Annotated in this window: 19 protein-coding genes; 2 read left to right on the forward strand and 17 right to left on the reverse strand. The window is 47.3% G+C overall.

Features of this window, described 5'->3' with window-relative positions; all coding sequences use genetic code 11:
- The first annotated feature begins 2 nt into the window (after nucleotides 1-2).
- Nucleotides 3-2729, forward strand: a complete 2727-nt coding sequence (locus FE783_RS08000) for a hypothetical protein (protein ID WP_138878836.1) — start codon at nucleotides 3-5, stop codon at nucleotides 2727-2729.
- A gap of 89 nt (nucleotides 2730-2818) precedes the next feature.
- Here the strand turns inward: FE783_RS08000 and FE783_RS08005 are convergent, their stop codons facing one another.
- From FE783_RS08005 to FE783_RS08065, 15 genes are all read right to left on the reverse strand, one after another.
- Nucleotides 2819-3010 (reverse strand): amidohydrolase family protein, encoded by a 192-nt coding sequence (locus FE783_RS08005; protein WP_138878837.1) that lies wholly within the window; start codon nucleotides 3008-3010, stop codon nucleotides 2819-2821.
- A 13-nt stretch (nucleotides 3011-3023) separates the two neighbouring features.
- Entirely contained in the window at nucleotides 3024-3476 is a 453-nt protein-coding gene (locus FE783_RS08010; protein WP_158301672.1) for an SMI1/KNR4 family protein, read from the reverse strand.
- A gap of 910 nt (nucleotides 3477-4386) precedes the next feature.
- On the reverse strand, nucleotides 4387-4812 hold the full coding sequence (locus FE783_RS08015) for a hypothetical protein (protein WP_138878839.1): 426 nt from the start codon (nucleotides 4810-4812) through the stop codon (nucleotides 4387-4389).
- Nucleotides 4813-4941: 129 nt separating this feature from the next.
- On the reverse strand, nucleotides 4942-5805 hold the full coding sequence (locus FE783_RS08020; protein WP_238402964.1) for an IS3 family transposase: 864 nt from the start codon (nucleotides 5803-5805) through the stop codon (nucleotides 4942-4944).
- Nucleotides 5806-5816: 11 nt separating this feature from the next.
- On the reverse strand, nucleotides 5817-6134 hold the full coding sequence (locus tag FE783_RS37930) for a transposase (RefSeq protein ID WP_202916154.1): 318 nt from the start codon (nucleotides 6132-6134) through the stop codon (nucleotides 5817-5819).
- Between the two features lie 246 nt (nucleotides 6135-6380).
- Complete coding sequence (locus FE783_RS08025) at nucleotides 6381-6734, reverse strand: hypothetical protein (protein ID WP_138878840.1); 354 nt, start codon at nucleotides 6732-6734, stop codon at nucleotides 6381-6383.
- A gap of 132 nt (nucleotides 6735-6866) precedes the next feature.
- On the reverse strand, nucleotides 6867-7394 hold the full coding sequence (locus FE783_RS08030; protein ID WP_138878841.1) for a hypothetical protein: 528 nt from the start codon (nucleotides 7392-7394) through the stop codon (nucleotides 6867-6869).
- Between the two features lie 169 nt (nucleotides 7395-7563).
- A complete protein-coding gene (locus tag FE783_RS08035) occupies nucleotides 7564-8019 on the reverse strand; it encodes a hypothetical protein (protein WP_138878842.1) in 456 nt (151 codons plus the stop codon).
- A 361-nt stretch (nucleotides 8020-8380) separates the two neighbouring features.
- Nucleotides 8381-8608: a hypothetical protein gene (locus FE783_RS08040; RefSeq protein WP_138878843.1), complete on the reverse strand. Its 228-nt coding sequence runs from the start codon at nucleotides 8606-8608 to the stop codon at nucleotides 8381-8383.
- Nucleotides 8609-8922: 314 nt separating this feature from the next.
- Nucleotides 8923-9402, reverse strand: coding sequence for a hypothetical protein (locus FE783_RS08045; protein ID WP_138878844.1), 480 nt, complete (start codon nucleotides 9400-9402; stop codon nucleotides 8923-8925).
- Between the two features lie 161 nt (nucleotides 9403-9563).
- Nucleotides 9564-10106, reverse strand: a complete 543-nt coding sequence (locus FE783_RS08050) for an SMI1/KNR4 family protein (RefSeq protein ID WP_138878845.1) — start codon at nucleotides 10104-10106, stop codon at nucleotides 9564-9566.
- Nucleotides 10107-10213: 107 nt separating this feature from the next.
- Entirely contained in the window at nucleotides 10214-10684 is a 471-nt protein-coding gene (locus tag FE783_RS08055; RefSeq protein ID WP_138878846.1) for an Imm30 family immunity protein, read from the reverse strand.
- Between the two features lie 300 nt (nucleotides 10685-10984).
- Complete coding sequence (locus tag FE783_RS08060; RefSeq protein WP_138878847.1) at nucleotides 10985-11464, reverse strand: SMI1/KNR4 family protein; 480 nt, start codon at nucleotides 11462-11464, stop codon at nucleotides 10985-10987.
- Nucleotides 11465-11700: 236 nt separating this feature from the next.
- Entirely contained in the window at nucleotides 11701-11940 is a 240-nt protein-coding gene (locus tag FE783_RS38925) for a DUF6075 family protein (RefSeq protein ID WP_420799723.1), read from the reverse strand.
- 287 nt (nucleotides 11941-12227) lie between these two features.
- Nucleotides 12228-12536, reverse strand: coding sequence for a hypothetical protein (locus FE783_RS08065; protein WP_138878848.1), 309 nt, complete (start codon nucleotides 12534-12536; stop codon nucleotides 12228-12230).
- A 299-nt stretch (nucleotides 12537-12835) separates the two neighbouring features.
- Between FE783_RS08065 and FE783_RS08070 the strand changes: the two genes are divergently transcribed.
- Nucleotides 12836-13048 carry a helix-turn-helix domain-containing protein gene (locus tag FE783_RS08070; protein WP_338015836.1) on the forward strand — a complete coding sequence of 71 codons (213 nt, stop codon included), beginning with the start codon at nucleotides 12836-12838 and terminating at the stop codon, nucleotides 13046-13048.
- A 590-nt stretch (nucleotides 13049-13638) separates the two neighbouring features.
- Here the strand turns inward: FE783_RS08070 and FE783_RS08075 are convergent.
- Both FE783_RS08075 and FE783_RS08080 read right to left on the reverse strand, forming a co-directional pair.
- Nucleotides 13639-14136, reverse strand: a complete 498-nt coding sequence (locus tag FE783_RS08075) for a hypothetical protein (RefSeq protein WP_138878850.1) — start codon at nucleotides 14134-14136, stop codon at nucleotides 13639-13641.
- Nucleotides 14137-14147: 11 nt separating this feature from the next.
- Nucleotides 14148-23930, reverse strand: coding sequence for an RHS repeat-associated core domain-containing protein (locus FE783_RS08080; RefSeq protein ID WP_158301673.1), 9783 nt, complete (start codon nucleotides 23928-23930; stop codon nucleotides 14148-14150).
- Nucleotides 23931-23937 lie beyond the last annotated feature (7 nt).

Here is a 23937-nt window from a genome sequence, read left to right on the forward strand (position 1 = left end):
CGATGTCAGAAAATAGGGATGACAAACCGATGTCGAACGAAGAAAGCCCTCTGATCTCGAGAAGAACGATGCTGGCATCGATCGGATTGTCCGGGATGGCTTTGGCGATGGGCAGCACACTCGGAGGAGCAGTTGGGGCTGATTCTCATACTGTAACCGCTGCTAGTTATGGCACAGGCAAGTATCTTGATTCGGTAATTATAACCGTAGATTCAATTGCGGCATTGCGTCAATTCGCGCCAAAAAGCGGCTATAGCGTTGTGCGAACTGCATCCTACTACGCCGGAATGGGCAAGGGCGGAAACGAGTTCGTTTGGGCTGCAAGTTCGACGGAACCCGACAATGGAGGTTCTATTATCGCAGTAGACGGCCTTGCAGCAGGTCGCTGGAAATCGACGCAGTACAAGCTGAATCCATTCCAGTTTGGCGCTTATGGCGATCTGCTCATAGACCAATCTGTAGAAGTGTTTACTAACGCTAATATAATTAGCGGGCATGATGATACGGATGCGTTTCAGCGAATGTTAAATACGGTTCAATATACAGCGTACCGAAACAACATCTCTAAAATGAAGTACGGTGCAACTGTAAATCATGTATTTGAAGTGCATGATGCTGCTTATTATGTGCGCGACACATTGTATGTCCGGTCCGGCACTGACATTGAATTTTTGGGTAATGCCGCGATTTTCTTCGACCCGACGACATCCAAGGATTTATTTAGTCCGAATTATCAAGAAATGGCAGTCGCCTTTGCTGTAAAAACCGGATGGAATGCGCAAACGATAGTAGGCATTCGGCTCAAAGGCGGGGTTTACGTCGGAAACGTCACCAAGACATCAACGGTTCACGCTAACCGATGTTTTAATGGCGCGAATGCTTACAAATGGGTAATCGATAATGTGCTTGTCGAACGATTTGCAATCGGCTGTCATCTGTACCCGCTGGATACTTCCCCGTGGACCGGCACCCGTCGAGGCAACTTCTATGAAAATGAATTGCGAAACTGCGCATTCCACGAATGCTTGCTAGGGTTCTGGAACCAAGCAAACGTAACACAATGCACCAATTTAACAGTTGGCGGCGGTTATATTGTCGGCGGCGCAGGTGCTGCAAACATTGCAGACTACTACGTACGCAACGAGGGCGGGGGTTTATCCGTAAACGGTTTTAATGTTGCACCTGCCGGAGCTGCTGTAAAACCTGCCAAGGCGGTTGTTTATGATACGTGTGCCGGCTCTTTCTGGGGAGGAGGTTATACCGAGTATTTCAATTACTTCTTTGAATTAAACCCGGTGCATCGCTGGGGCGGTTTTTCTTTCAAGTCGAATGTGACTTATAAAGAAACGGAAGATTGCTACATTAAATTCACGGAAGGCTACTTCGCCAAGTATGACTATGCTGCAAAAACTTGGACAGAGACGGATAACCCTACCGAGGGGCACAACCAATTATTAATGTCTTCCGCTTTCGACTTCGGACGAAACCCGCAGCTTATTGACGATTTTTTCGAGTTCCTGCCTCAGTACGATTTCAAATACGGCATGTATGGCGTTCGCATGAACGGTAATACCGTCAATAAAAAGCTTGTTTATGATGTAAAGCGTTTTGAATCCGTATGGACAGGTTTTACAAGCAGGAACGGTATTCGCTTGTGGAATAAAGGGAGCGAGGGTGCAGAACTTGCCTTCCCTATCAAAAACAAGCAGTTGGACGCATATGTTTGCATTCTTTACAGAGAAATAGCGCCTTTCGACCCGCGTAACTTTAAGCTGAACGTTCTGGAGTACAACGGCACAAACAAACGAATAACCGTGGGTGATGATGTGGTTGATTACGGCAACGGGTGGAAATTGGCGACAGTTCGCAATGTCAACGAGCTTGTAAACAAAGGCAATTTTATCATCACTTTGCCGGTCGGCACTCGTATCGAAATCGAGCACATCGGAGCTTACGCAAGCGGATTCCCGATTGCTCCGGTGTATATGCAGTATGAACCGAAGGTCGATAGCCGAAACGCATTTAGTCTGAATACGAATTACAGCGGCGGCAAGTTTGCGGTCGGCGACTTCATGTATCCGGTCAATACGACAAACTCAAGCAATGTCGCACTTAACGAGCAAAAGATTAACTTCAGTCTTTGTGTCCAAGAAGGCACATTAAAGCCGGCAACCGATATGGCGCAATACAGCAGCTTGGCAACAGCTGCGACAGTCGCAACAGAGGCCCCGAATCTTATCAATCTGGCAACCGGTTCGTTTGTGCTTGATACTTATTATGGTGTTGGAGATTGGATTGCCGTAACACAAAACGGAACAACGCAGCAATGCAAGATTGTCGGGCGTGTCTTCGATGCGAACGGTCAACCGACAAGCCAAGTGATCATTGATAAAACCATTAACAACGGGACCGCTACAGTAGCACTAGGCCAAGCACCGATTTATAGAAATGTATTTCAAAAGATAGTTAGACGCTCTCTGCCTTTCGCCCCGCCTTCCGTAGCCGCGAACACGACCAACTCGTCTAATGTTGCTCAGTCGTTTGCGTCGGTCGGTAACGTAGTAGATTCGTTTTTTGAAGGCGACCTAAAAGGCACACGAATGTATGCGAAAGTAACCGCTGCCAACACCATCACGGTTTATCATGAGAACCCGACATCGGCTGCTGTAGATGTGTCCGCAGCGACGTTAACGCTGGTTATCTATACAAGCGGGAATGAGATGGCTTAGCCATAGCAGATGCAACGTAACCGAGAAAACAAAAAGAAACCTTGAGAGGCATACAGCCGATCAAGGTTTCTTTTTTACATTCCTATAAATCAGGCACCTCCCGCTTTGCTCGCAGGAGCAGGGAGACGATACAAGTCCGCGGCATTTTGGTAAAAAATCCGCAGTTTCATTTCGCTGTCCATCTTCGGAAACGCAAGCAGCGGCGAATCGAAGTCCCAGTGCGGGTAGTCGCTGGCAAACATCAAATTTTCGCGGGCGCTGATCGCTTCCATCATCGGCATGAACAGCTCTATATTACTGGAATTCCTCGTCTTCTAACGCATCTAAGAGTCTATTTATAAAAAATTGCGCAAAACCAGGAGATCTTTTAGTGCTCTTAGCATGTGCTTTATTCCAGACCAAAACTGGCGCTTCATTTGATTCGGGATCAACGGTATCTGTATCCACGCAGTATAAAAATTCATCGCAATCTTCAACTACAACGTAAGAAGAGGGAAGTCCGTGGCTATAGTACCTCTCGGTCTCTTTTACCACCGAAGCAAGATCCCCTTTACCCCATCCTAAAATATCTACGCCGAACAGACCTCCCCGACCGTAATTTTTAAGAAACCATGTATAGCTATCAGGCAATTTGACATGCAACTCTTCTTCGATTTTCATTACCTTCTCGTCGGTAATACCACCTGTAAAATCTGTTCCTTTCCGATGTTTGTCAATTAACTCTTTAAGTTGATCAAGAGTAGTCATAGGGCGCACTATTGGCTCCATTTCTGAAAGTTTATAATCTCTGTTTCATCGATCGCCATCCAATATTTAATCGCCTTACTTGCAGTATGCGTCCTGCTCAGTAAAGCTCGACAAACAACTTAATCGTTTGATCTCCCCCCTACTTTAACCAGTCATAATCCATCTTAACAATTGAAGCTTCATTGTAGCTGGATCCTTTGGTTTGAAGTAACGTGCTTAAATCGCGGAAATTATTAATCGATATTATTTCGTCTTCCCATGACGCCTCACATTCATCACAAACGTAAAGAACAAGTTCTAATTCAACAACTTTGCACCTATAAACCAAGCCATTCCCATCACACCGAGGACATACTACTTTCCCATTAAATATTTGCAAAGTTAACACCTCGTAACTACATAGCCCATAGTTTTCTATTGTTTTTCAAAAAGATGACATTATGAATAAAAAAACAATTAGAATTAGCGCGACTATTACTAGGGCTTTCATCTGCGTCCTATCTTTAATTAATGAACTTCCGTAATAGTAACCAACAGAACCAATTATTCCGAGCACCGAAACTGAAATAATAATACGCGGTTCCCCGTAAAATCTAAATAACAATATTGCTAGCATTGACATTAATATACCGAGTAGAGCGTACAGCAGTATATTAAGCCAAATCTTTTTAATATTTAATCTTTGCAGAGGCCCACTTACAATTACACCCAATACAATAAATGGCATCGAGAACATGGCGATTCCGTTTACAGATATCATTGCTTTTTAAAATCAATTTGGTTATGTGAAAATACAGTTAATTTAAAAGAAAAGACTGAAATAAGTATTAGCGAAAAACTGATTCCTGTAATTTTATTTAGCAAATAACCACCGCCATTTTTTTCTATAGAACCTACAAAACTTCTGTTTCTACTGGCCCATTACACTATTAAGCCATTCGGCATAGTATTTTGACTGTTTGTCTATATCAACAAATTCAAATCTCTCATCGCAGTCAAAAATATCGACCACATTCGAGATTTTAGCTTGTTGACCCATACTTAACTTATAGGCTTTTCTTCCACTTCCCATAGACAATTGCATTCTTGATGGATACACACATTTTGCCGAACCATTGCATACAATTTGAATGTTCTCTTTTTCCAATTGCCTTCTTAGTGCTAATAGTGCCGAAAAGAAATTTTCACTTTTGAATTTCATTTCCTTTCCCATAACATTTGTCTCTACGAGAACCATGTCTTCATCATCAGGTGCTTCTTCATATAGAATTAACTCCTTATAAATTGTTCTTTCTCTATTTAGAAGAAATTTAACGGTCTTTTTTTCAATCTCCATTTAATTGCCTCCATTGAATCCTTTGTTAGGAGTGTATTCTCCTTTGTGGGTACCATCTAAGTAGATAATTTCTTATTTCTGAAGAACAAATGGACCTCTGTCAAGAAAGTGGACACAAAATAAGAGAACTTAGCAGATATTTTTGTAGTACTGCTCTTCAAATCGATCCGGTGATAAGTACCCCAAAGCACTGTGAATTCGTTTGCGATTGTAGAAGAGCTCGATGTATTCAAATACTTCTTGTTGAGCCTGAGCCTTTGTATGAAATTTCGTACAGTAAATAAACTCTTTCTTGAGTACGCTGTGAAACGATTCGATGACGGCGTTGTCGTAGCAGTTGCCTTTGCGACTCATACTGGCCTCCATCCGGTACTTCTGCAGCCTGGCTCGATAGGGTTCCGAAGCATACTGCGAACCCCGATCCGAGTGGTGGATGAGCCCCTTAGGAGGCTTCTGAGCCTTATACGCTTGATCCAGTGCAGCGAGTACGAGATCGGTTGTCATCCGCTCTGCAAGCTTCCATCCGACGATCTTACGCGTAAACAAGTCGAGAACGCTAGCCAGGTACAGTCGTCCTTCACGGCACGGTACGTAGGTGATATCAGTGACCCAAATCTGATTTGGAGCGGTTGCGGTAAAGACCTGATTCAGCACATTGGGCGCCACCGGGTAGGCGTGATTCGAATCGGTCGTGGACACACGGAACTTTTTGAATACACACGAACGTAAACCGTTTTCCCTCATCAGTTTACCAACTAAGCGTTCGGATACCGTCCACCCTTCTCGCCGGAGGAGCCTCGTAATTTTGGGGCTTCCGTACCGTTTATGAGAGTCCATGAAGAACCAAGCGATGCGCGCTAACAGTAAGGCTCTACGATTCTTATAGCTGTTCTCGCTCGCTTTCTCTTTGAGCCATTTGTAATACCCGCTCCGGGACACAGCCAAGACTTCGCACATCTTCTCCACTCGAAACTCGGAACGATGAGCTTCGATGAATTGGAATCTTACTTCCTTGGTTTGCTGAAGATGTGCACCGCCTTTTTTACGATGGCCAGCTGCTCCTCCACATCTGCCAGTTGTTGATCTTTGGCCTGGAGTTGCTGCTCTTTTTCCTGTAAGAGTCGTTCCAGCTCGCGGATCTTCTCAGCACTAGCAATAGGTTCACTCTCGAATTTACGATACTTGGCTTTCCATTGATGGAGGGTTTTCACCGGTATGTTGAGCTCCTGTGCAATTTCCGGCATCGTCTTCGTCTGTTCTTGAATATATTTCACCGTTTGCTGTTTAAATGCTTCGTTAAACCGTTGTCGTTGTTCACCCATGTGAACACCTCCTCGTTAAGTTTATTATTGTGTTTCTCTTAACGGGTGTCTACTTTTTATTCTAACAGCAAAATCATAGTAGTTCTTGTCGGTACGGGGGCATTTGTAACACCTGCTGCCCCGACGAAGTCAACTTCAGCTCTGGATGAACTACTCGTCTTAGTTTCGTGAAAGAATCATTCGGTACTTGGTAACCTCGCAAAAAAACCTTGATAGACAAACCAATCAAGGTATTAAAAGTGTTATTTATTCTAAGTCTTTTTTTGCTAAATCAAGAGCAACAGTCAATTTAATTTGACTCATTTTGCTTAGCCCGATGACGTAATCTCGAAGAGATATAACAACAACATTTGGTTTTATATCGTGGTTATACCGATTCATCTCAATTCTAGCAATAGTATCAGTATTAATAAGTATTGTATAAAGGTCTTCCTCCTGCTCTGGTGTGTGCCCAATAAAATATGCTGTCCTCATATCAGGGAAAGAATTTCGCAACACGCTTAAAAGCCTTTCGTTCGATTTTTCTTGAAATAAAGATTTATGCGAGTTGATTAGTCGAACTCTAAAGTCCTGTTCCGTTTTACTTCTGATAAGTTTCATTTGACCACCTCAGTCATAATGGAAGTATGCTTCATCTCGATTCATTTCTTTCACCTCACTTATTAATTGCCACTGAGAGAGTTCGAGTCGAGTTACTTTGTATCCAGACATTGCTGTACTCCTTAGGATGCATCAAATATCATCAAATTTATCCAGATAGTACCCACTATATCCGTTGTACTGGTTCACTTGAATTCTCTTTATATCAGATATAAGGAGCGCGCTCTCTCCGAAAGTATTATAAAGAAACTCCTTTACATCTGACATTGTATTTCCATCAAGTACAAAGACATCACAATCATATATCTGAGGGACATATATAGGGTTATTTAATAATGGTGAGAAGCTTAAACATACCCTTCGTAACCAAAGTTGAATTTCTTGATTTTCAGTAAAATCATCCCATCTACTTACGTGATATAATTCACATAAATATTTTCCAAATATAATTTTCAAGTTAGAAGGTCCTGTCAGAGTTATAAAACCGTGGATCTCATAGTGTAGGATGGTGTCAGCGTCATGTAGCCACTGCCATTCGCCATTATTTGTTAAACCTCTTAGATCTTCGAAGCTTCTATCACTATTAAGCATGTTGGGTAACCCCATCAAACCAATAATATTTAAGCTATGTTCAAGTATAGCACTAAAATTTACTCCCATTATTAATCACCTCGCATTTGAACTAATAGTGGCCGATTAATTATAAATGGCCACTACGTCTGGATACAGTTGGTTAGTATATTCCACCCGTCCTCGCCAAAATGTAAACCTTGAAAGCCATTAAGCCTTTAAAGACTTTTGGGATTACAGTTCCGCAAGACTCAAAATCTTAGGATAGAGGTGTACCACCTTCCCCGTTTAATGTGGTTAGGGATTCTTTTGCAGACCCTGCAACTTCTATCGCATACCAATTTACTGCAATTAGGAAATCGGATTTTTCATTAGATACAAAGTACTCCATTCCATATGAGTTTTCCATTAAATTCCCAATCAATTTAGTATCTTTTACTGTAACAACTGTATTCCTATCACGACTTTCTTGATCAAAGAAAATGTAAGCCGGTTCACTTTTTAAGTATTTTGAGTATGAAAATTCGTTTCCCTCCAATGGAATAGTCAGAGTTCCTTCACCAATCGATAAGTGTCCAGTAATTTTAAAAGGTTTAAATAGTTCGATTACTCTTTTAATGTATTGTTTAGAATCATTCTCATCCAATATTACTATGTCTACACCTAAACTCCTGCCAGTTTGAGTTAATTCCTGAGTATTGGGTTTGGCATTCATATACTCATCTCCTTGTAACAGGAACATAGTCTACAATATATATCTCCCACGTTCTATTAATACATTTTCCAGATGTTTGATAACCTACGTACGGTTGATGATTTCCTTCCCCTAAAGCTCCATTTGGTTAGCATTACTCCATTCTGGTATGTCTATGTTACATTTATTCTACCAAGCTTATCCACCCATTAGTTCCGTAACGTAACAATGACAGTTGAATGATAGGTTCATTCTGCACCGTGTAACCCCTAAACCAAATATTCCCGAATTATTCTTTTAATTTTTTCAACGTCCTGCAATATTTTTTTAATATCCTCAGATTCTAACTCTTCCTTCATTGGGATTGATGAAACATCAACTATCATAAAATCCAATTCATTCTTATATCCTCTCTAAGATAACCTTTATCGAGACAAAGGAGAGCAATTGTCAGATAAACAACTAGCTTTTCAACTTTACTATTGACAGTCCCGCGATGATATTCGACAAGCAATTTATCTGTTACTTGTGATAATGATAACCCCTCGTCTAAAAATTCTTCGAAATCTTCAACAATATACTGCTCAAGTTCCTTATAACTGCTTAACATTAGCATCATTCACCACTCTAACCGGACGGATAATGAAGTCCTAAGAAAAATTCTGACTGCAGCGGCCAGCGGGAGCAGAGCGAACCCGAGAACGGGTGCGGCCGCGATAAAGCAAATAGTCCTTTCCGAGAGGACGAGATAGGGGCGGCGGCCGGATATTTGCGCTTCACGATGGCTACCGTTATATGGCTACCGCGAGCGCGGCCAGGCTTTGCCATCCGGCGAGACTCCAGCTTTCGCTCCCGAACAACCGATCAGAAGCGTTGCGGCTATTGTAAACAATATATGTGTGTAAAGTTCACACAATGAAAGCGCTACTTATTTTCAACCCAAATTGCATACCTCGGGAGCCCCCTTCCACAGTATGGGCAATTGACTTTAGGAATTTTCCATGCTGCGTCTAATACTGCTTTCTCACTAGGCAATCCCCAGTAAAGGTCCGGTATGGTTGGATTTGCAGAATATCCATTCCAACCACACGATTCACACGTCAGATGTTCTAGTTGAAATCTTTGTAGCTTACCTTCCTTCAATTTGATTAAGTTGATAAAGCTCCACCTACGCCTAGTTGGATACTGTCTACAAAATACCACTGACATTTCTGGGTATCTACATAATATCTCTAGGTTTCTAAGCAGAATTTTCTTTGTGCTTTCACTATTAGGCGGCAATAGATACTCCCCATCAATAATGGGGTTATCTCCTATCAACTTTTTCCAATCCATCATATTCGGTAAATAAACCATTTGCCCATCTACATTCTCTTCATTAATTTCGAAGTTATTAACGATCATTTAAAACCTCCTGCGCCAAATAGAATTAAGTATTCACTCTTCCCAGACTTTGTTTTTTAGCAATATCCCACAATCCCCCATTGTACGAAAATAATGAACGTTTACTTTAATCCATAATAAGCGTGGCTATTTAGGTTGTTCCACAAGCTTTTTTTGCATAGCTATAGTTCCCATCCGACATCTACCGGTACAAATTCAGGTACATCACTTGGAAAATCATCCGGGAATGCATCACACACTAATTGTCTTGTTATTATTTGATATAAAAAGTCCATCATATTAAGCGGGTAAGTATAACTCTCAGGCGATCTTGATTCGTACACTACGATTTTCCATTCGTCCAGCTTTCCTTCGGTTAACCAGTACAATTCGTCGCCGTTATCAGTGTATGCCCAAGGAAGAAGCCCTCCGGCTGATGGGTAAACATTATGCTTATAAAACTGGGGGAAATTTGTCTTTGATTGAATATAAGCATCAGTTATCTCTTTTTGCCTGCTCAAGAAGTTTACGTTCTTATCCTTTACAAATGGAGTTAATATCCATAAGAAATTGTCAATCCCGCCAGTTCCGTAGGTTTGAATAAATCTCATATAGTCTGAGGGTAGTTTTGTTCCGATAATATTAAAAATCCCCTGCCATTGCTCTTCATTTCCAGTGTTATGCGGATTTTCAGGGGGAATGAGCGTTTTCAGCAATTTATCCATAACAACATACCTCATCTTCTTATATTTGCTATCCCCTCATCCCCTACAAGATGCAAATTCTGCTTTAGATGGCTAGACTCACCTGTATACCTGGAATCTTAACGATTTTACCGCTTTACAAGCGAAACGAAATCCAATACTGAAGTCCCGAACTTTTGGGAATTTCTGTTCTTAATCTCATTAACAAGCCGAAAAACAATGTCTTGAATACTACCATCGACGCTCGAAATTACTTCAGCATATATTCTTCGAGCTAGGTCATGGTTCAGTAATCGTCTATGCAGAGTTTTCGCCCATTCTTGCGCATGCGGTAACATATTGGGCAACGATTCAGCCAATCTTTTTAAAGGTATTTCTAAACCAAAAGTTTTATCATACGATTCAATTGCATGTATCAAACCAAACATAACCCCATCATTTTCTGTTGCATCTTCAAATCCCAAACACAAATTTTTAATATGGTCAACCTCATTCATCTCCAAGATGCTCGAAATGGCTTGTTCGAATTGTTGTATTTCATGGTGTGTCCTAAGCAGCCGATTATCTATTAACTCCTGGGTTTTGTTGTTAATATTCAATCAATTTCGGACTCCTTTCCATTACTAGTGTAATAAATTCGAATTCATTTGAATAACAGCCTTCAGGCTTCCTTATTTCTGGAGTGTACAATCCATCTTTCTGGTAAATGCTACGCACATCCCATAAGAGGCCGTTCAATGGGAATGGCCAACATTTTAAAAAACAGGTCAATCATGGTGGTATTGACCATAATCGACCTGTTCAAAGTAACGGAACTGGTTATATAGGGTATAAAATTCACTTATTGAACTGCGTACAAAAATAGTGAAATCTTTGATACTGATTGGCCCACCTTACGCTTATAACGGAATAATACCCTCCTTAATAGACTGAGCGCAAGAGTTTATAGACTTTTTCAGAAAAGTACTAAAGCTATCCCAAACTAAAACAGGTGGACCATCTCCTTCCACATACTGGTACACTGGAGGGTTGTTTCCTTCCGATACAATGAAATAATTGAACTCGTAGCCTTGGTGCATTGAATACACAAACGCATCAGATGGTAAATTAAAATCTTCTTCATTTTCATTAAGCAAATCATCAGCTGCTTTTCTTAATTCTAGTAGACCTTCTACATTTTGAAATAAGACATCTGTCCCTTGAAATAGTAATCCGGCCTTGTGACCAACCGATAACAGAAATTCACGATACTGGTGTGGTAAATGAAAACCTATTGCTTGTTCACACTGCTCTACTTCCAACTCGGTAAAGCCCTCTATTTCATTAGGCTTTGCTATACCAGATTGTATTAATGAATTAACTATTTCTATTTTATCCATTGAGATCACCTGCTTTTGCTTTGGTCCATGACTTATTATTACCTTCACATTAGGAAACTCTTTCTTAACCTGTTGTATCACACTCGAACAAGACTTATCTTAAGATTCTTCGACTGAACGAGGACCTATTTTAAATGCTTTGCCTGTCTTCTCAAACAAGCTCGAACCTATCATACCATCTTCTGGCAAGTAACCTTCATAACCTTCCCCGCACGGTCGCAGCCACAGCGTCGTTTTTACATTTCGTTAGCTTTTTGCTTCGCTCCCTTGTCCTTGACAAGCATATTCTCTCTTATACGTTGAATCTCCGCAAGGCGCCGCTGGAGTATTGGGCTTTCATCAATCAGACCATCGCGGATCTTTTGACGAAAACGATATTCCAGCCAAGTGCAAACAATGAGATTGTGGGCGCGGGTATCCTTTGACATGCCCAGTGTGTAAAACAATGCTCGATGGTAGCTGTCGGTACAGCGAATTCCGCTAACATTTGGTAGTAGAAAGCTTCATGCTCGGAGTCGTGAAGAACGGGTGGCTTCATGTTTTCGCTCTCCTCTCAAAATAAAACGGTTAGTCGAAGGGCATCCTGATTGGAGCCTTCTACTAACTGTTTCATTTTGGAGCCCAAATCGGACACCTCTGTTGCAATCACCATAAAAATTATAACGATCTTCGGCTTGAATCCATGTGCGCCCCCGAGTCTGCGGATTGATAGGCATTCAGTAGCTGATCCAATTCCCTTGATATTTACAGGCTCCCCCGCTATTCAGCCCTGTTCTTGCGTTAGCTTGCGTCGCAGCTCCTTGTATAGCTCATCCACAAAAGGCTGATCTACGCTCGCATGCTGTGCGGCCTCCATAATGTCCAGCAATTGCTGTACCGATAATTGTCCGAGCGCTCTGCGCTCACCCTTGTTCCACAGCGTTGTACTGGCTTCCAGAATGACCTCCGCTTCGATTCGCTGGAAATTCGAAATGTACCGCGCAATTTCATCCGCCAAGGTAAGCGTATCTTCATAAGTAAGCCCCAACCGCTCCCGTTTCAGATAAAGGACAGTCAGGACTGCCGTTTTCATAGAATGCGTTGCAACCATCTCCTTTGTCCTTTCCCTGACCTTTCCCGTGACCTTTCCCGGAAAGCCGTCGTGTTGGTAAGAGCCTTCTCATCCTACCGATGGGAGCAACCGGTGTCCGCAGCCCCTTGCAGGCGAGTACTTTGATCCCATTCACTTCTACTTCAAAAGGAATTTCCTGTATAAAAAGGGCGCATACAAGAAATACTAGTGTATAACACACTAAAAGTAAAGAGTGGATTATCCACTGAACTATACTCATCTTGAGGTGAGTGCTTATGGTCTATGAACGAATACGGAACATGCGTGAAGATAAGGATCTATCACAAGAGAAACTGTGCGAGTATCTGAATTGCAAGCAGCGAACCTACAGCGATTACGAACGAGGGAAGTTGGATATTCCGACAGCGCTCTTAATTGCATTAGCAGATTTCCATCAAACGAGCATCGATTATTTGCTTGGCCGCACGGATCAAAAAACGCCTTATCCACCTCGCGCCAAAAAACGTTCTTGAACTCCGCCATTTCCCCTGCATGGCTCAATGCTTGAAGGCGCAGCCTGTATAATCCAGTCTACTACTCACCCCTTCTCCGTATATGCCCGCGGATCATATTCCTTGCTCCGGTTGCCGGGCGCATCATACTCGTAGCCGATTATGACTTGGATTTTGCCTGGCGCCTCGGCATCCCTCAAAAATGGCAGGTTCGGCCAGTTCGTAGCGCCGGCCAAATCCTCTTAATCGACAAGCCGAATTCGCTCCACCAACCGGTTGCGGACATCGTACACCTCCTCTATCGAAACGGCATATTGTACAGTTGCGATGGATTTTGAAAAAACTGCTAGAAAACGAAGATAACAAAAGGGCGATTATGGTGGCATCTGACCATAATCGCCCTTTTCAATGTAACGGAAAACGTTATTAAGGTATAAATTAAAGCATTTATGTGCGTACAATCAATATGACAGAATTTTATACGGGTATTACATGGGTAATATGTGTTATTGGTTGAATGATGGGTTAAATCGTCACTGGGTAGCCCCCACCAAAAAAGAAAAACCTTGAAGGGCAATAAGCCAATCAAGGTGTGATATTTGAATAACCCCTTAATATACCACTAGATTCCCGTTTTTTGGATATTCACCTTCCCAACCACATGGGAAATTCCCGTTCTCGTAAACCAAAAGTAAATCAAGGAAGAATAATGGAAGTTTCTTGCAGTCTAAGTAGGCGAACTCCATAATAGCATGAAGCACATCCCATTTAACACAATCAACAAAGACGTTATCAAGATTATTTTGCTTACTGTAGGCTTGTAACTTAGCAGAAAGAGATGATTTAATAAACCCCTTTACTTCTCTTACAGTGCTATTCCATTCCAAATAATTATTGGGATATTTATTATGCAAAAATTCAGTAAGAGTATTTCTCGCCTCTAATGTTGTGTTTTCCCAATTAGCATCTGAGTACCATATTTTTGCTTGTTCCCAGTTGCTAACAAGAATAATGTTTCGGTTAATATTCTCATTTGTTAGAGGAGAACCACAATTTGTAAACCACTTAATGTTATCGATTCTTTCGAAAATCTGTCTTTTGATTTTCAATACAAAGCACCTCACTCTAAGGGTCTTGGACTCTGATTGATTTTACTAGGTATCCTTGGCACTGGCATGCCTCCAAGCAACCCATGTTCGACACGCTGTTCAATGGCTTTAGCTGTAATTTGCATCGCTTCCTCTTGAGGATACCCGGCGGCTTTCAAAGAATCAACCATAGCCTTTGAATATTCCAAATTTGTAGGCACTTCACCATATTTTTCTCCACCCCGTCTGTATTGATTCCAAAACTGTTCTAGACTTTCGTGTGCATTATAATGTGGGGAACCTACTTCTGAAAAAGCGTTGCCTTCTAACTTTGTCGACATTCCTTTATTTGTTGGAATAACGTCCCTATATGCGGCGTCTTGGTTTAAATGATGGGCTTGCCCTGGAATACTTGTATCTTTCTTCAAAATACCGTACTCGTCCACAACAGGATTACCCGTCCCCTCAGCATCCCCAGATGTCGAAGGTTTGCTCTTTTCAGCAGGGGGATTGACAAAATCAGCGGGGTCACTTCCACCACCCGATTTAGTAGGTACAGATTCACCCGTCCCAGCATCCCCAGATGAACTACTAGAAAAACTCTGGACCAAGTCCTCGACGTCGCCACTAATATGACCATATGAACTTGCAATCAATCCGACACCTGCATAAGCAGCACTAGCTGCAGCAACTGCGCCTACTCCTGTGGGACTGAAAAACACGGTTCCCGCTGTTCCTCCAGCAGCAAGCTCTGTTCCTAGGAGTGCCGAAGTAACATCTCCGAACAACTCTCCCAATGCATAGGTTGTGGTATGTTCACTTTCAGGTTCGTGATCAGGCAACAAACCAAATGACATGTTTCTTACTAAGGCGGAAGATGCACCTTCTAAGAAGGCATCGACATACTCATCTGCCTCAGTCCCATATTCGACTGCATAATTCCAAGTATCAGAAACCACTTCGCTCGCTACTTCGCCCCAATTATCCAACTTGGTCTCTACGTAATCCCGAGTATCGGAAACCGTTTCGCTCGCTATTTCGCTCCAATTATCCAACTTGGTCTCTACGTAATCCCGAGTATCGGAAATCGCTTCCCTCGCTACTTCGCTCCAATTATCCAACTTGGTCTCTACGTAATCCCGAGTATCGGAAATCGCTTCCCTCGCTACTTCGCTCCAATTATCCAACTTGGTCTCTACGTAATTCCAAGTATCGGAAACTACTTCACTCGCTACTTCATTCGCTTCTTCACTCCAATAATCCCATTTGCTCTTAACTATATCAACAAAATCGGCAGTCTTTTCCGATACGAGGTCTATCGTATCTTTAGCAAAATTTTTAATTGCATCAAAAATACTGTGCCCCGTAGGATCAACAAACATCAACGGATTATTGTGCGCATACGTATACCGATTCAAACTAAGCGGATTCGCATCCTCGCCCCAATAGCTGTCCTCCGAGATAAACCGTCCCGTATACGGGTTGTAGTACCGCGCACGCAGGTAGTACAAGCCCACTTCCGCGTCGAAAAATTCGCCCGCGTAGCGGATTGCGCTGCTGTATTCGCTCTCTACGGTCAGCGTTGCATTACCGAATACGTCGTAGTCGTATTGGTTCTCGACTTCCCCTGACTCGCTCACGGTCTGCACGACGTCGCCGTGGCCGTTGTACAGATAATACGACAGCTTCGCGGAAGCATCCATCCGGGCGATGTAATTGATGCCGCGCACGTAACGTACGGCTACGCTACCCGACGCATCGCTTTCCAAGATAACATGCTGCCGGTCGTACAGGTAGTTCGTTGTCTTGGCCGCGTAGCTCTCTTTGGAGCTGCGGACCACTTTCTGCGTTCGCAAGTCGTCGCCGTCGTAGACGTAGTCGACCGTGACGCGCTCGCCCGCCTTGATCCGCTCCGTCTGCTTCAGACGGTTGAAGCCGTCGAACACATTGCTTACCTTCTCGATCAGCGGCGTCAAGTCCGCGTCTGCGTCGTCTCCGACCGCGTTGCCGCCGGTCACTTGCCTCATGCTCCGCTTGTGCGGGCGAATGTAGCTGACTTGCTGGCGCAGCTCGTTGCCGTTGTCGTCGTACAGGTAGAGCACCGTTTTCTCCAGCACTTCTTGGCCCGTGCCGTCCGCCATCTTCTCGATCAGCTTCTGCAGCTGGTTCGAGGCGGTGTACACGTACTCGCTCTTCTTGACGAGGTACGTCAGCTCGGTTTCGGTGCCCGGGTCCACGTAGCCGCTCGGCTGGGCCGACGTGTATGTCTCCTGCTGCGATTGCCGGTTCCCCGCACGGTCGTAGCCGTACAGCGTCGTTTTGCCCGGGGCGTTGACCTTGAGCAGGCGGCCCGCCTCATCGTAGGCGTAGTCGGTCGTGCCGAAGCTGTCGGTCTTACTCGTCTGCTGTCCGGCTTCGTCGTAGGTGTAGCGGTATGACGACAGGACGCTGCTGTCCGGTTTCTTGTTCGTCAGGCCAATCAACCGGCTATTGCGGTCGAACTCGTATTGCTCCGTTACGCCGCCGCCATAGACGATCGCTTTCCGGTTGCCGTTGTCGTCGTATTGGTACGTCGTCACTTTGCCTTGGAACGTTACGGTTTCCAGGCGGCTCGACTTGTCGTATGTGTACGACGTGGTAAAACCGGTCGAGTCGGTGACGGTCTCGATGTTGCCGACGGCGTCGTACGTGTACGTGATCCGTGCCACTCCGTCCTTTGTAATTCGCAGCAGACGGTTGTTTTTGTCGTACGCGTAGCTGCTCGTTCCGCTGGTGTCGGTCATCGAGATGCGGTTGCCCGCTTCGTCGTAGCCGTACCCGATGCTGTCCCCGGTTTCCGTCACCGAGCGGCTGGTCAGCAAGTTGCGGTTATCGTAGGCGTAGACGGTGTGATTTCCGTTGCGGTCGGTCATCTCCGCTACGCTCAGAGCGAGATTATACCGGTAGACGATCGGCTTCCGCGTCGGATCGGTTGCGCTGCGCAGCAGGCCGAATGCGCCGTATGTGTAGGACGTCGCTTTGCCGCGTCCGTCGGTCATCCCTGTCTTGTTGCCCGCCCGGTCGTAGCTGTATGCTACGCTGACGCCTTGCGGGTCGGTGACTTGCAGCAGCCGTCCCGCTCCGTCGTACGCGTAGCTCGTCGAATGCCCGAGTGCGTTCGTTTCCTTGATCTTTTCCCCGGCCGGGTTATAGCGGTACGTCCAGGTGGACAGCTCCGGCTTGTTCTTCGCCGCAAGCTCCGGATCGAGCACCCGCACGAGACGGTTGGCCAAGTCGTACGTATACGTCCAGCCGTAGCGCTCTTCGTCGGAATTGGCCGATTGGTAGCCGACCGCATCGATTTTCTTGACCGCATTGCCATTCACGTCGAGCACGTTCCGGGTCACGACTTTGTTGTACGGGTCGGTCACCGTGACTAGCCGGTTCAGTTGATCGTAGCCGTAGGTCATCGTATGTCCCTTGGCGTTCGTCTCGGTCACTTTGTTGCCGGCCAAATCGTAGCCGTACGTGAAGGTGTGCTGTTCGGGATCGGTCATCGTCAAGACGCGGTTCATCCGGTCGTACGTGTATTTGGTTTCAAACCCGCGTTCGTTGCGCATGGAGATACGGTTCCCGACCTCATCGTAGGCGTACTGCTGGTACACGTCCGTCCCGCCGTACTTGCGGATCACCTTATCGACTCGGTTCAATGCGTCGTACGTGTAACTGACCGCATATTGCTCCCGATTCGCTGTATCCTGCTCCGCATAAGCCCGCGGATCATATTCCTTGATCCGATTGCCGAGCGCGTCGTACTCGTAGCCGGTTATGACTTGGATTTTGCCGGGAGCCTCGGCATCCCTCAAAAATGGTAGGTTCGGCCAGTCGGCCGCACCGGCCAAATCCGCTTGGTCGACTAGCCGAATCCGCTTCACCAAACGGTTCCGGATATCGTACACGAGCTTCTCGACATCCGCTTCCGACGCATCGCGCAGTTTCTCGGTCCGGACGAGATTGCCGTTCTTGTCGTACCCGTTCGTCGTTACTGCTCCGCTCGAATCGGCCGACGTATGGAGCAGGTTGTTGTCAAAGTACGTATAGGTCTGCTCCCGCACAAAGGCGCGGTCGTTCGTGCCGGTCAAGCTTTTCTTGACGATATTGCCGATCGAATCGTAAGCGTACGATTCGATGGAGTAGATGACGCTGCCGCTCGCATCCAGATCGAGAGGCGTCCGCTTCTCGGTCATCCGCTTATTTGCATCATACTTGAACAGCGTGACGCTGCCGCGCTTATCTTTGACGCTAACGAGATTTCCATTTAGGTCGTATTTCGACTCCACCGTATTCCCGTACGGATCGGTCGCCGTCTTCTCTTGTCCGAAAGCGTTGTAACGGTACGCCTTCGTGTTGCCAAGCGCGCCGGTCTCCGATAGTTTCCGCCCCAGCTTGTCGTAGGTGTAGCTGGTGCCTCCGCCGTCGGGGTAGGATACTCCGGCCAACGTGCGGTCGGCGTTATATGCATACTCCGTCGCATGGCCGCGGGCATCAGTCTTCTTCGTTACGTTCCCCAGTACATCATAGACAAAGCTCGTCCGGTAGCCGAGTGCATCGGTCTGCGCGATCAGACGGCCAAGTCCGTCATACTCGTAGACCGTTCCTGCCGAGCCGTCCAAATTGCCCGTGTACCGCAGCCCATCTACCGATTTACGTACAAGTCCGCGGGCATCGTACCCCAAGTATTGGATTCCCGCACCGTCGGGAGCCACTGTCGCCGTACGGCGGTTCATCGCGTCGTAGGTGTATGCCATTCCCGGCATGGACATGACCGCCGCCGGAGTATCCAATGAGGCATTGTACTCGTTCGGCGAAATTTCCTTCAACAAATTGCCGACCGCATCGAAGACGTATCTCGTGATCGCCCGGCTTCCGTCTGCGGCGGGAGCGTTCTTGCGGATCAGGCGATCCAGCGCGTCGTACTCGTACAGCACCGACATGCCTTTCGGGTTGATCTCGGCCGTTAGCCGCCCCTTCGCATCATAGCGGTATTCGGTGATCGCCGACATCGGGTCGGTTTTCTTGAGCAGGTGCCCGTCGTAGTCGTACTCGTAACGGGTTACACCGCCCAGCGGATCGGTTCGGCTCTTCAACTGACCGTTCTTCGTGTACGCAAGGACAGTCGCCGATACGACACGATCGGCGTATTCGTTATCGAACTTTGCTCCGGCCAAACTATTGGAATGAAGATCGGACGTCTTCACGAGCAAAGATTCCGTCACGAGTCTGGAGCGCGTATCGTACGCATAGCGTCTGACTTCGTAGTCCCCGTCGGCGACTTTGGCCAGCTTGGTGATGACGTTGCCGGCCTGGTCGAATCGCTGCACCGTCTCCCTGCCGAACGGACCGGCCCGGCGGACGAGCCTGCCCGCTTTATCGTACTCCATGTTGACACGGTCTCCGGCCGAAGCCGTTTGCTCTACGGCTCCCGATACGCCCGAAACTTTCACGAGAAACGTCTCGCTGGCGACCGGGCGATTCGCTTCGTCGTAAGCCGTTTCCGTTCTCTTGAAGTTCGAGTAGAAGCCCTCCGCGCCGATTTCCTCCATCTTGGCCGTGACGTTGCCGGAGGAGTCGTATTCGTAACGTTTCGCCATCCCGGCCGCGTCGTAGCTTTCGATCAACTCTCCTTTGGCAGAGTATTCGAACCTCTCTACGCCACCGTCCGCATTTTCCACCCTATATGGCTTGTCGAAAATGTTGTGGTACGTTCTCGTCTCCCGCCCTAACCGGTCGATCCGAACGGACATCGCTTTGCCGGTCAGGTCGTAGTCGTAGCGTTCCGCGGCGCTTTCGGCGTTCGTCGCTTGCTTCAGCTTGCCGTTCAAATAGTACGTATACGTCGTCGTGTATCCGAGAGCGTCGGTTTCGCTCCTGACGCGCCCCGAGCCATCGTAAGCTATTGTGCGGGTCGCTTGCGAACCGCCGCTCTGCCCGTTCCTCGCCGACGTCTGGGCGGAAATGATTTTCACCTTGCGGTTATCCGCATCGTATTCCATCACGATACCGATCGATCTTTCCGGCTGGGCGTCACTATAGCCTTCCCCGTCCGCTTCTTTGACCACATTGCCGCGGCCGTCGTATTGACGGAACATCGTCACTTCCCGAGACGTACCGTCGAAGGCGATAGCCTTCACCGGACGATTCAGCGCATCGTACTCCGTTATCGTACCCGGAGCCGCTTCTTCGGTCAAAGCCGCATATCTCGCGTCGATCTCCTTGATCTTATTGCCGCTGTCGTCGTATACGTAACGGGTCGTGTTACCGAGCGGGTCGATCCGCTTGACCATCCTTGCCAGCCCGTCATACATGTAGGTGACGTCGGCCTCGATTCCCCCGACTGTCAACGTCTCGCCGGTACGGTTGCCGACTTTGTCGTACCGGTACCGGGTTTCCTTCGACGCTTGCCTGCCGTACGGCTCCTTCTTGGAGATGACCCGGTTGCCCGCATCGTACGCGAACTCCATCGTATCCCATCCGCCGCCGTTCTGTACGGACTGCCGGGTCACGTTACCCGCGTAGTCGCGCTGCGTCGTTTTCCGGTAGCTTCCGTAATCCCGGAATCCGCCCGGCCCGTCCGTTTCCCGGTAAACGCCGCTTTCTTCCTTCAATTGACCGGCATAATCGAACGAATATGCATACATCCGGTACTTCGTCTCCGCAGCATCGGCGTATTCCACCATGCCGGTCCGGTTGCCGTTCCCGTCGTAGAAGTAGCGGACATGCGCCGTTCGGCTGTCGTCCACCTTCCGGTATTCGTCCGTCTGCCGGAGCCTCGTATCGTAAGCATAGGACGTATCCGACGATACCTCATCGACTCCCGCTCGCACGCCCCCCTGCTTCTCCCGCAACACGTTCCCCGCAAGGTCGTACTCATAGGCCGTGTAGGTATAGTCTTGGGAGCCTCGCCGGGACGTCTTCCTCATCGCAATAAGTCCGAGGGCGCTGAAGAGGAACTCGGTCGTCCTGTCCCCTGGCTCGTTGTGCAAGGCTACGCGGTTTAAGGCGTTGTAGCCATACGACGTTTCATACCCGAGCGCATCCGTTCGCTTTACGAGCCTTCCCAATCCGTCGTAACCGTAACTTGTCGTGTAACCGCGCGGATTCGTCTCCGTCAGTTTGTTGCCGACGTAATCGTATGTGTATGTCATAGAGACAAACCGGGCCTTGTCCGGAGTCGCCTCCACTTTCCGCAGACGGTCCAAGATGTCATAGTGCATCTTCTTCACATAGCCTTCTTCATCCGTTACCGTCACCAGAAGAGGCGTATCTGCGCTTGCGCCGAGCCGGTACTGCAGCGTCAACGTGCCTTTGTCCACCGTATCGTTCTCGTATCTGGACTTGCGCACGAGCCTGTTCTTGCTGTCGTACTCGTAGCGGGTGCTGTGGCCGTTCGCGTCGATTTCCTTGGTTTTATTGCCTTTGCCGTCATATTCCATCGTCTTTAGTACGTTCCATGCCCCGTTATCCCATACGCTAGCCCGCACTAGCGTGCCGGTAATATCGTATTCGTACGTGAAGACGTTCTGCACCTGGTCCGTGTAGCGCACGAGCATATTCGCGTAAGGAGATTCCTCGAAGCTGTACGTCTTGGCACTCTGGTCGGCGTAAACGGTCTTGATCGGGCGATTCAAAATGTCGTACTCGTACGCGGTCCGGTTTCCGTTCGGATCGATCTCCGCCGTCCGGTTGCCCGTGTTCCAGTCGTAGCCGTATACCGTTGCCGATTGCCTGCCGTCTTCCAGCAGCTTGTATTGCTTGGTCAAATAAGCGCCCTGCACATTCGTGCCGCCGGCGTCGATCCCGTACTCGTAATAAGTCACGAAGGAGCCGCCGTCGGATGAAACGGTCTTCGCCGTCACATTGCCGAAGCTGTCATAAGCATAGTCCGTCACGACTCTGCCGCCTCTGTCCGACATGGTCGTTTCTTTGAGCACATTGCCGTTTGCATCGACTTCAAAAACGTTTTGGTTCGTCGTCTGCGCATCCTGCTTCCATGTTTTCAGCGTCAGCACGTGGTACTTGTCGTAGGCGTAGGAGTACACGACGGTATGCTCGGTATCAACCGGATAGCCGTTCGCGTCCCGTACCGCTTCGGGCCCCGTGTAGTTGGTCATGTTCCCGTATTCGTCGTAACGGTAATTCTCGATCCGCTTCACCGGCTCCCCGGCCGCTTGTCCATTTACTATGGGATAGGACCATGTTTCTTTTTTCTTGACCAGCTTCATCTCGTCGCGCTCGGTCAGCAGCGTTTCCTTATGGTCGGCGCCCTTCAGCTCTGTGATCAGCAATTGATGAAGACCGTCATACGTATACTTCGTTTCATTGCCGGAAACGTCTGTCGTTACCGTGTAGTATTTGTACGTATCGCGCAAATAAGCGTCATTGCCGGCGTTGTAGCCGGGATAGCCGAAGCCGTCCGCTTCGTTCGTATACGCGTAGTTCGTCTTGTTCTTCGCCTCGGTCGCGAACTTGTCCGGAAAGCCGCTTTTCGTCGCATCGTAACCGGTCTTGACCAAATCTTTCTTCTCGAACACTTTGCGATACTGCATGCTGCCCTGGTGCAGCGTCTTCGTGAAATTGTCATACGCGTACCGCTTCATCCGGTTCGTCTTCGCATAATCGATCTGGATGAGATTCTCGTAGCGGTTATAGGCCGAGTACTGCGTGCCGTTCATATAAGTAAAGCCGAGATCGGGCTGCTCGTACCAGAAATGGTATTTAGGCTTGCCGTCCGCATCGAACACGCGCTGCAGTCTCGTACGCATGACTTGCTTGGAGGAGTTTACGAGTACGGCCGACTTGTCGTACACGATCGATTTGTCTCCAGGCAAGCGGACGATCACCTGAAACTTGCCCTGCAAATCGCCGGAGTCCGTATTGTTCGGATTCTGCGACGCTTTCCAGCTTTCCTCGGCGGATAAGGGAGTGTTTGCGATTGGACCGACGGTAAAGGCGTGATCCTCCTTGTACTCGATTGTGGTAGTCCGGCCTACCGTATCGGTAATTTTGGACATTAACCGTTTCTTCACGGTTTGCCCATTCACTGTATACGACAAATCGGCATATTCGAACGATATCGTGTTCCCGTACCGGTCGCGAATACCAAGAAGCCTGCCGTCGGCGGCGAAGTACGTTTTCTTGCCGTCTTTCCCGGTCAGGACGTATTTCGAGGTGCCGTCGGTTTGGCCGTTGCTGTACTCCGCCGTTTCCTTGACCACCGCGTCTTTGATGGTCTGGCCTTCCGGAAGGTAAGCGTATTGCCCGTCAACCAACTGGTACTTCAGACGGTATACGTCTCCGCTCTCGGTATGCAGAAACTTGTGGCTCGTCCCGTCGCTGTTCGTTCTTACTTCCATTTGCGGGAACGAGAACCGCATGCCGATCCCGAGATTGTAGCGGTCCTCGTAGAAGGAGGAGGTCAAGGCGTCGGAATATACATAGTCCACCCACGCCCCGTCCACGTACTCTACCTTCATCTCCTGCACATTGGAAACGCCGCTCTTGTAAATCCGCTTGAGCTCCACATCGAGCCCGTTCCGACCGGGAAGAACGTAGTCGGTTTGGGTGAGGCTGAGTTCCCCGCTTTGCGGGCTTATATATTCTTCCGTTTCATTCGTGCGCAAGTAGACGGGCGACAGCATCGTGTTGTACTGCTGCTTCGGCCCGATCAAATTGTTGAGCTGCTCCTCCAGCGTTTCGGCTGACGCCGGCCGGTCCGGGATGATGCAGAGCAATATTCCCAGAAGCAAAATTCGGATACCGTGCTTGATCAATGGCATTCTCGCT

The sequence above is a fragment of the Paenibacillus mesophilus genome, assembly GCF_005938385.1.
Lineage (GTDB): Bacteria > Bacillota > Bacilli > Paenibacillales > NBRC-103111 > Paenibacillus_AB > Paenibacillus_AB mesophilus.

Coding starts and splice junctions, on each gene's coding strand:
- FE783_RS08045 (WP_138878844.1), bottom strand. CDS start 9,402: ATGATCGTTAATAACTTCGAAATTAATGAAGAGAATGTAGATGGGCAA.
- FE783_RS08030 (WP_138878841.1), bottom strand. CDS start 7,394: ATGGGAGTAAATTTTAGTGCTATACTTGAACATAGCTTAAATATTATT.
- FE783_RS08065 (WP_138878848.1), bottom strand. CDS start 12,536: ATGAAAACGGCAGTCCTGACTGTCCTTTATCTGAAACGGGAGCGGTTG.
- FE783_RS08040 (WP_138878843.1), bottom strand. CDS start 8,608: ATGTTAAGCAGTTATAAGGAACTTGAGCAGTATATTGTTGAAGATTTC.
- FE783_RS08010 (WP_158301672.1), bottom strand. CDS start 3,476: ATGACTACTCTTGATCAACTTAAAGAGTTAATTGACAAACATCGGAAA.
- FE783_RS08060 (WP_138878847.1), bottom strand. CDS start 11,464: ATGGATAAAATAGAAATAGTTAATTCATTAATACAATCTGGTATAGCA.
- FE783_RS37930 (WP_202916154.1), bottom strand. CDS start 6,134: ATGGGTGAACAACGACAACGGTTTAACGAAGCATTTAAACAGCAAACG.
- FE783_RS08035 (WP_138878842.1), bottom strand. CDS start 8,019: ATGAATGCCAAACCCAATACTCAGGAATTAACTCAAACTGGCAGGAGT.
- FE783_RS08070 (WP_338015836.1), top strand. CDS start 12,836: ATGCGTGAAGATAAGGATCTATCACAAGAGAAACTGTGCGAGTATCTG.
- FE783_RS08000 (WP_138878836.1), top strand. CDS start 3: ATGTCAGAAAATAGGGATGACAAACCGATGTCGAACGAAGAAAGCCCT.
- FE783_RS08025 (WP_138878840.1), bottom strand. CDS start 6,734: ATGAAACTTATCAGAAGTAAAACGGAACAGGACTTTAGAGTTCGACTA.
- FE783_RS08050 (WP_138878845.1), bottom strand. CDS start 10,106: ATGGATAAATTGCTGAAAACGCTCATTCCCCCTGAAAATCCGCATAAC.
- FE783_RS08005 (WP_138878837.1), bottom strand. CDS start 3,010: ATGCCGATGATGGAAGCGATCAGCGCCCGCGAAAATTTGATGTTTGCC.
- FE783_RS08080 (WP_158301673.1), bottom strand. CDS start 23,930: ATGCCATTGATCAAGCACGGTATCCGAATTTTGCTTCTGGGAATATTG.
- FE783_RS08015 (WP_138878839.1), bottom strand. CDS start 4,812: ATGGAGATTGAAAAAAAGACCGTTAAATTTCTTCTAAATAGAGAAAGA.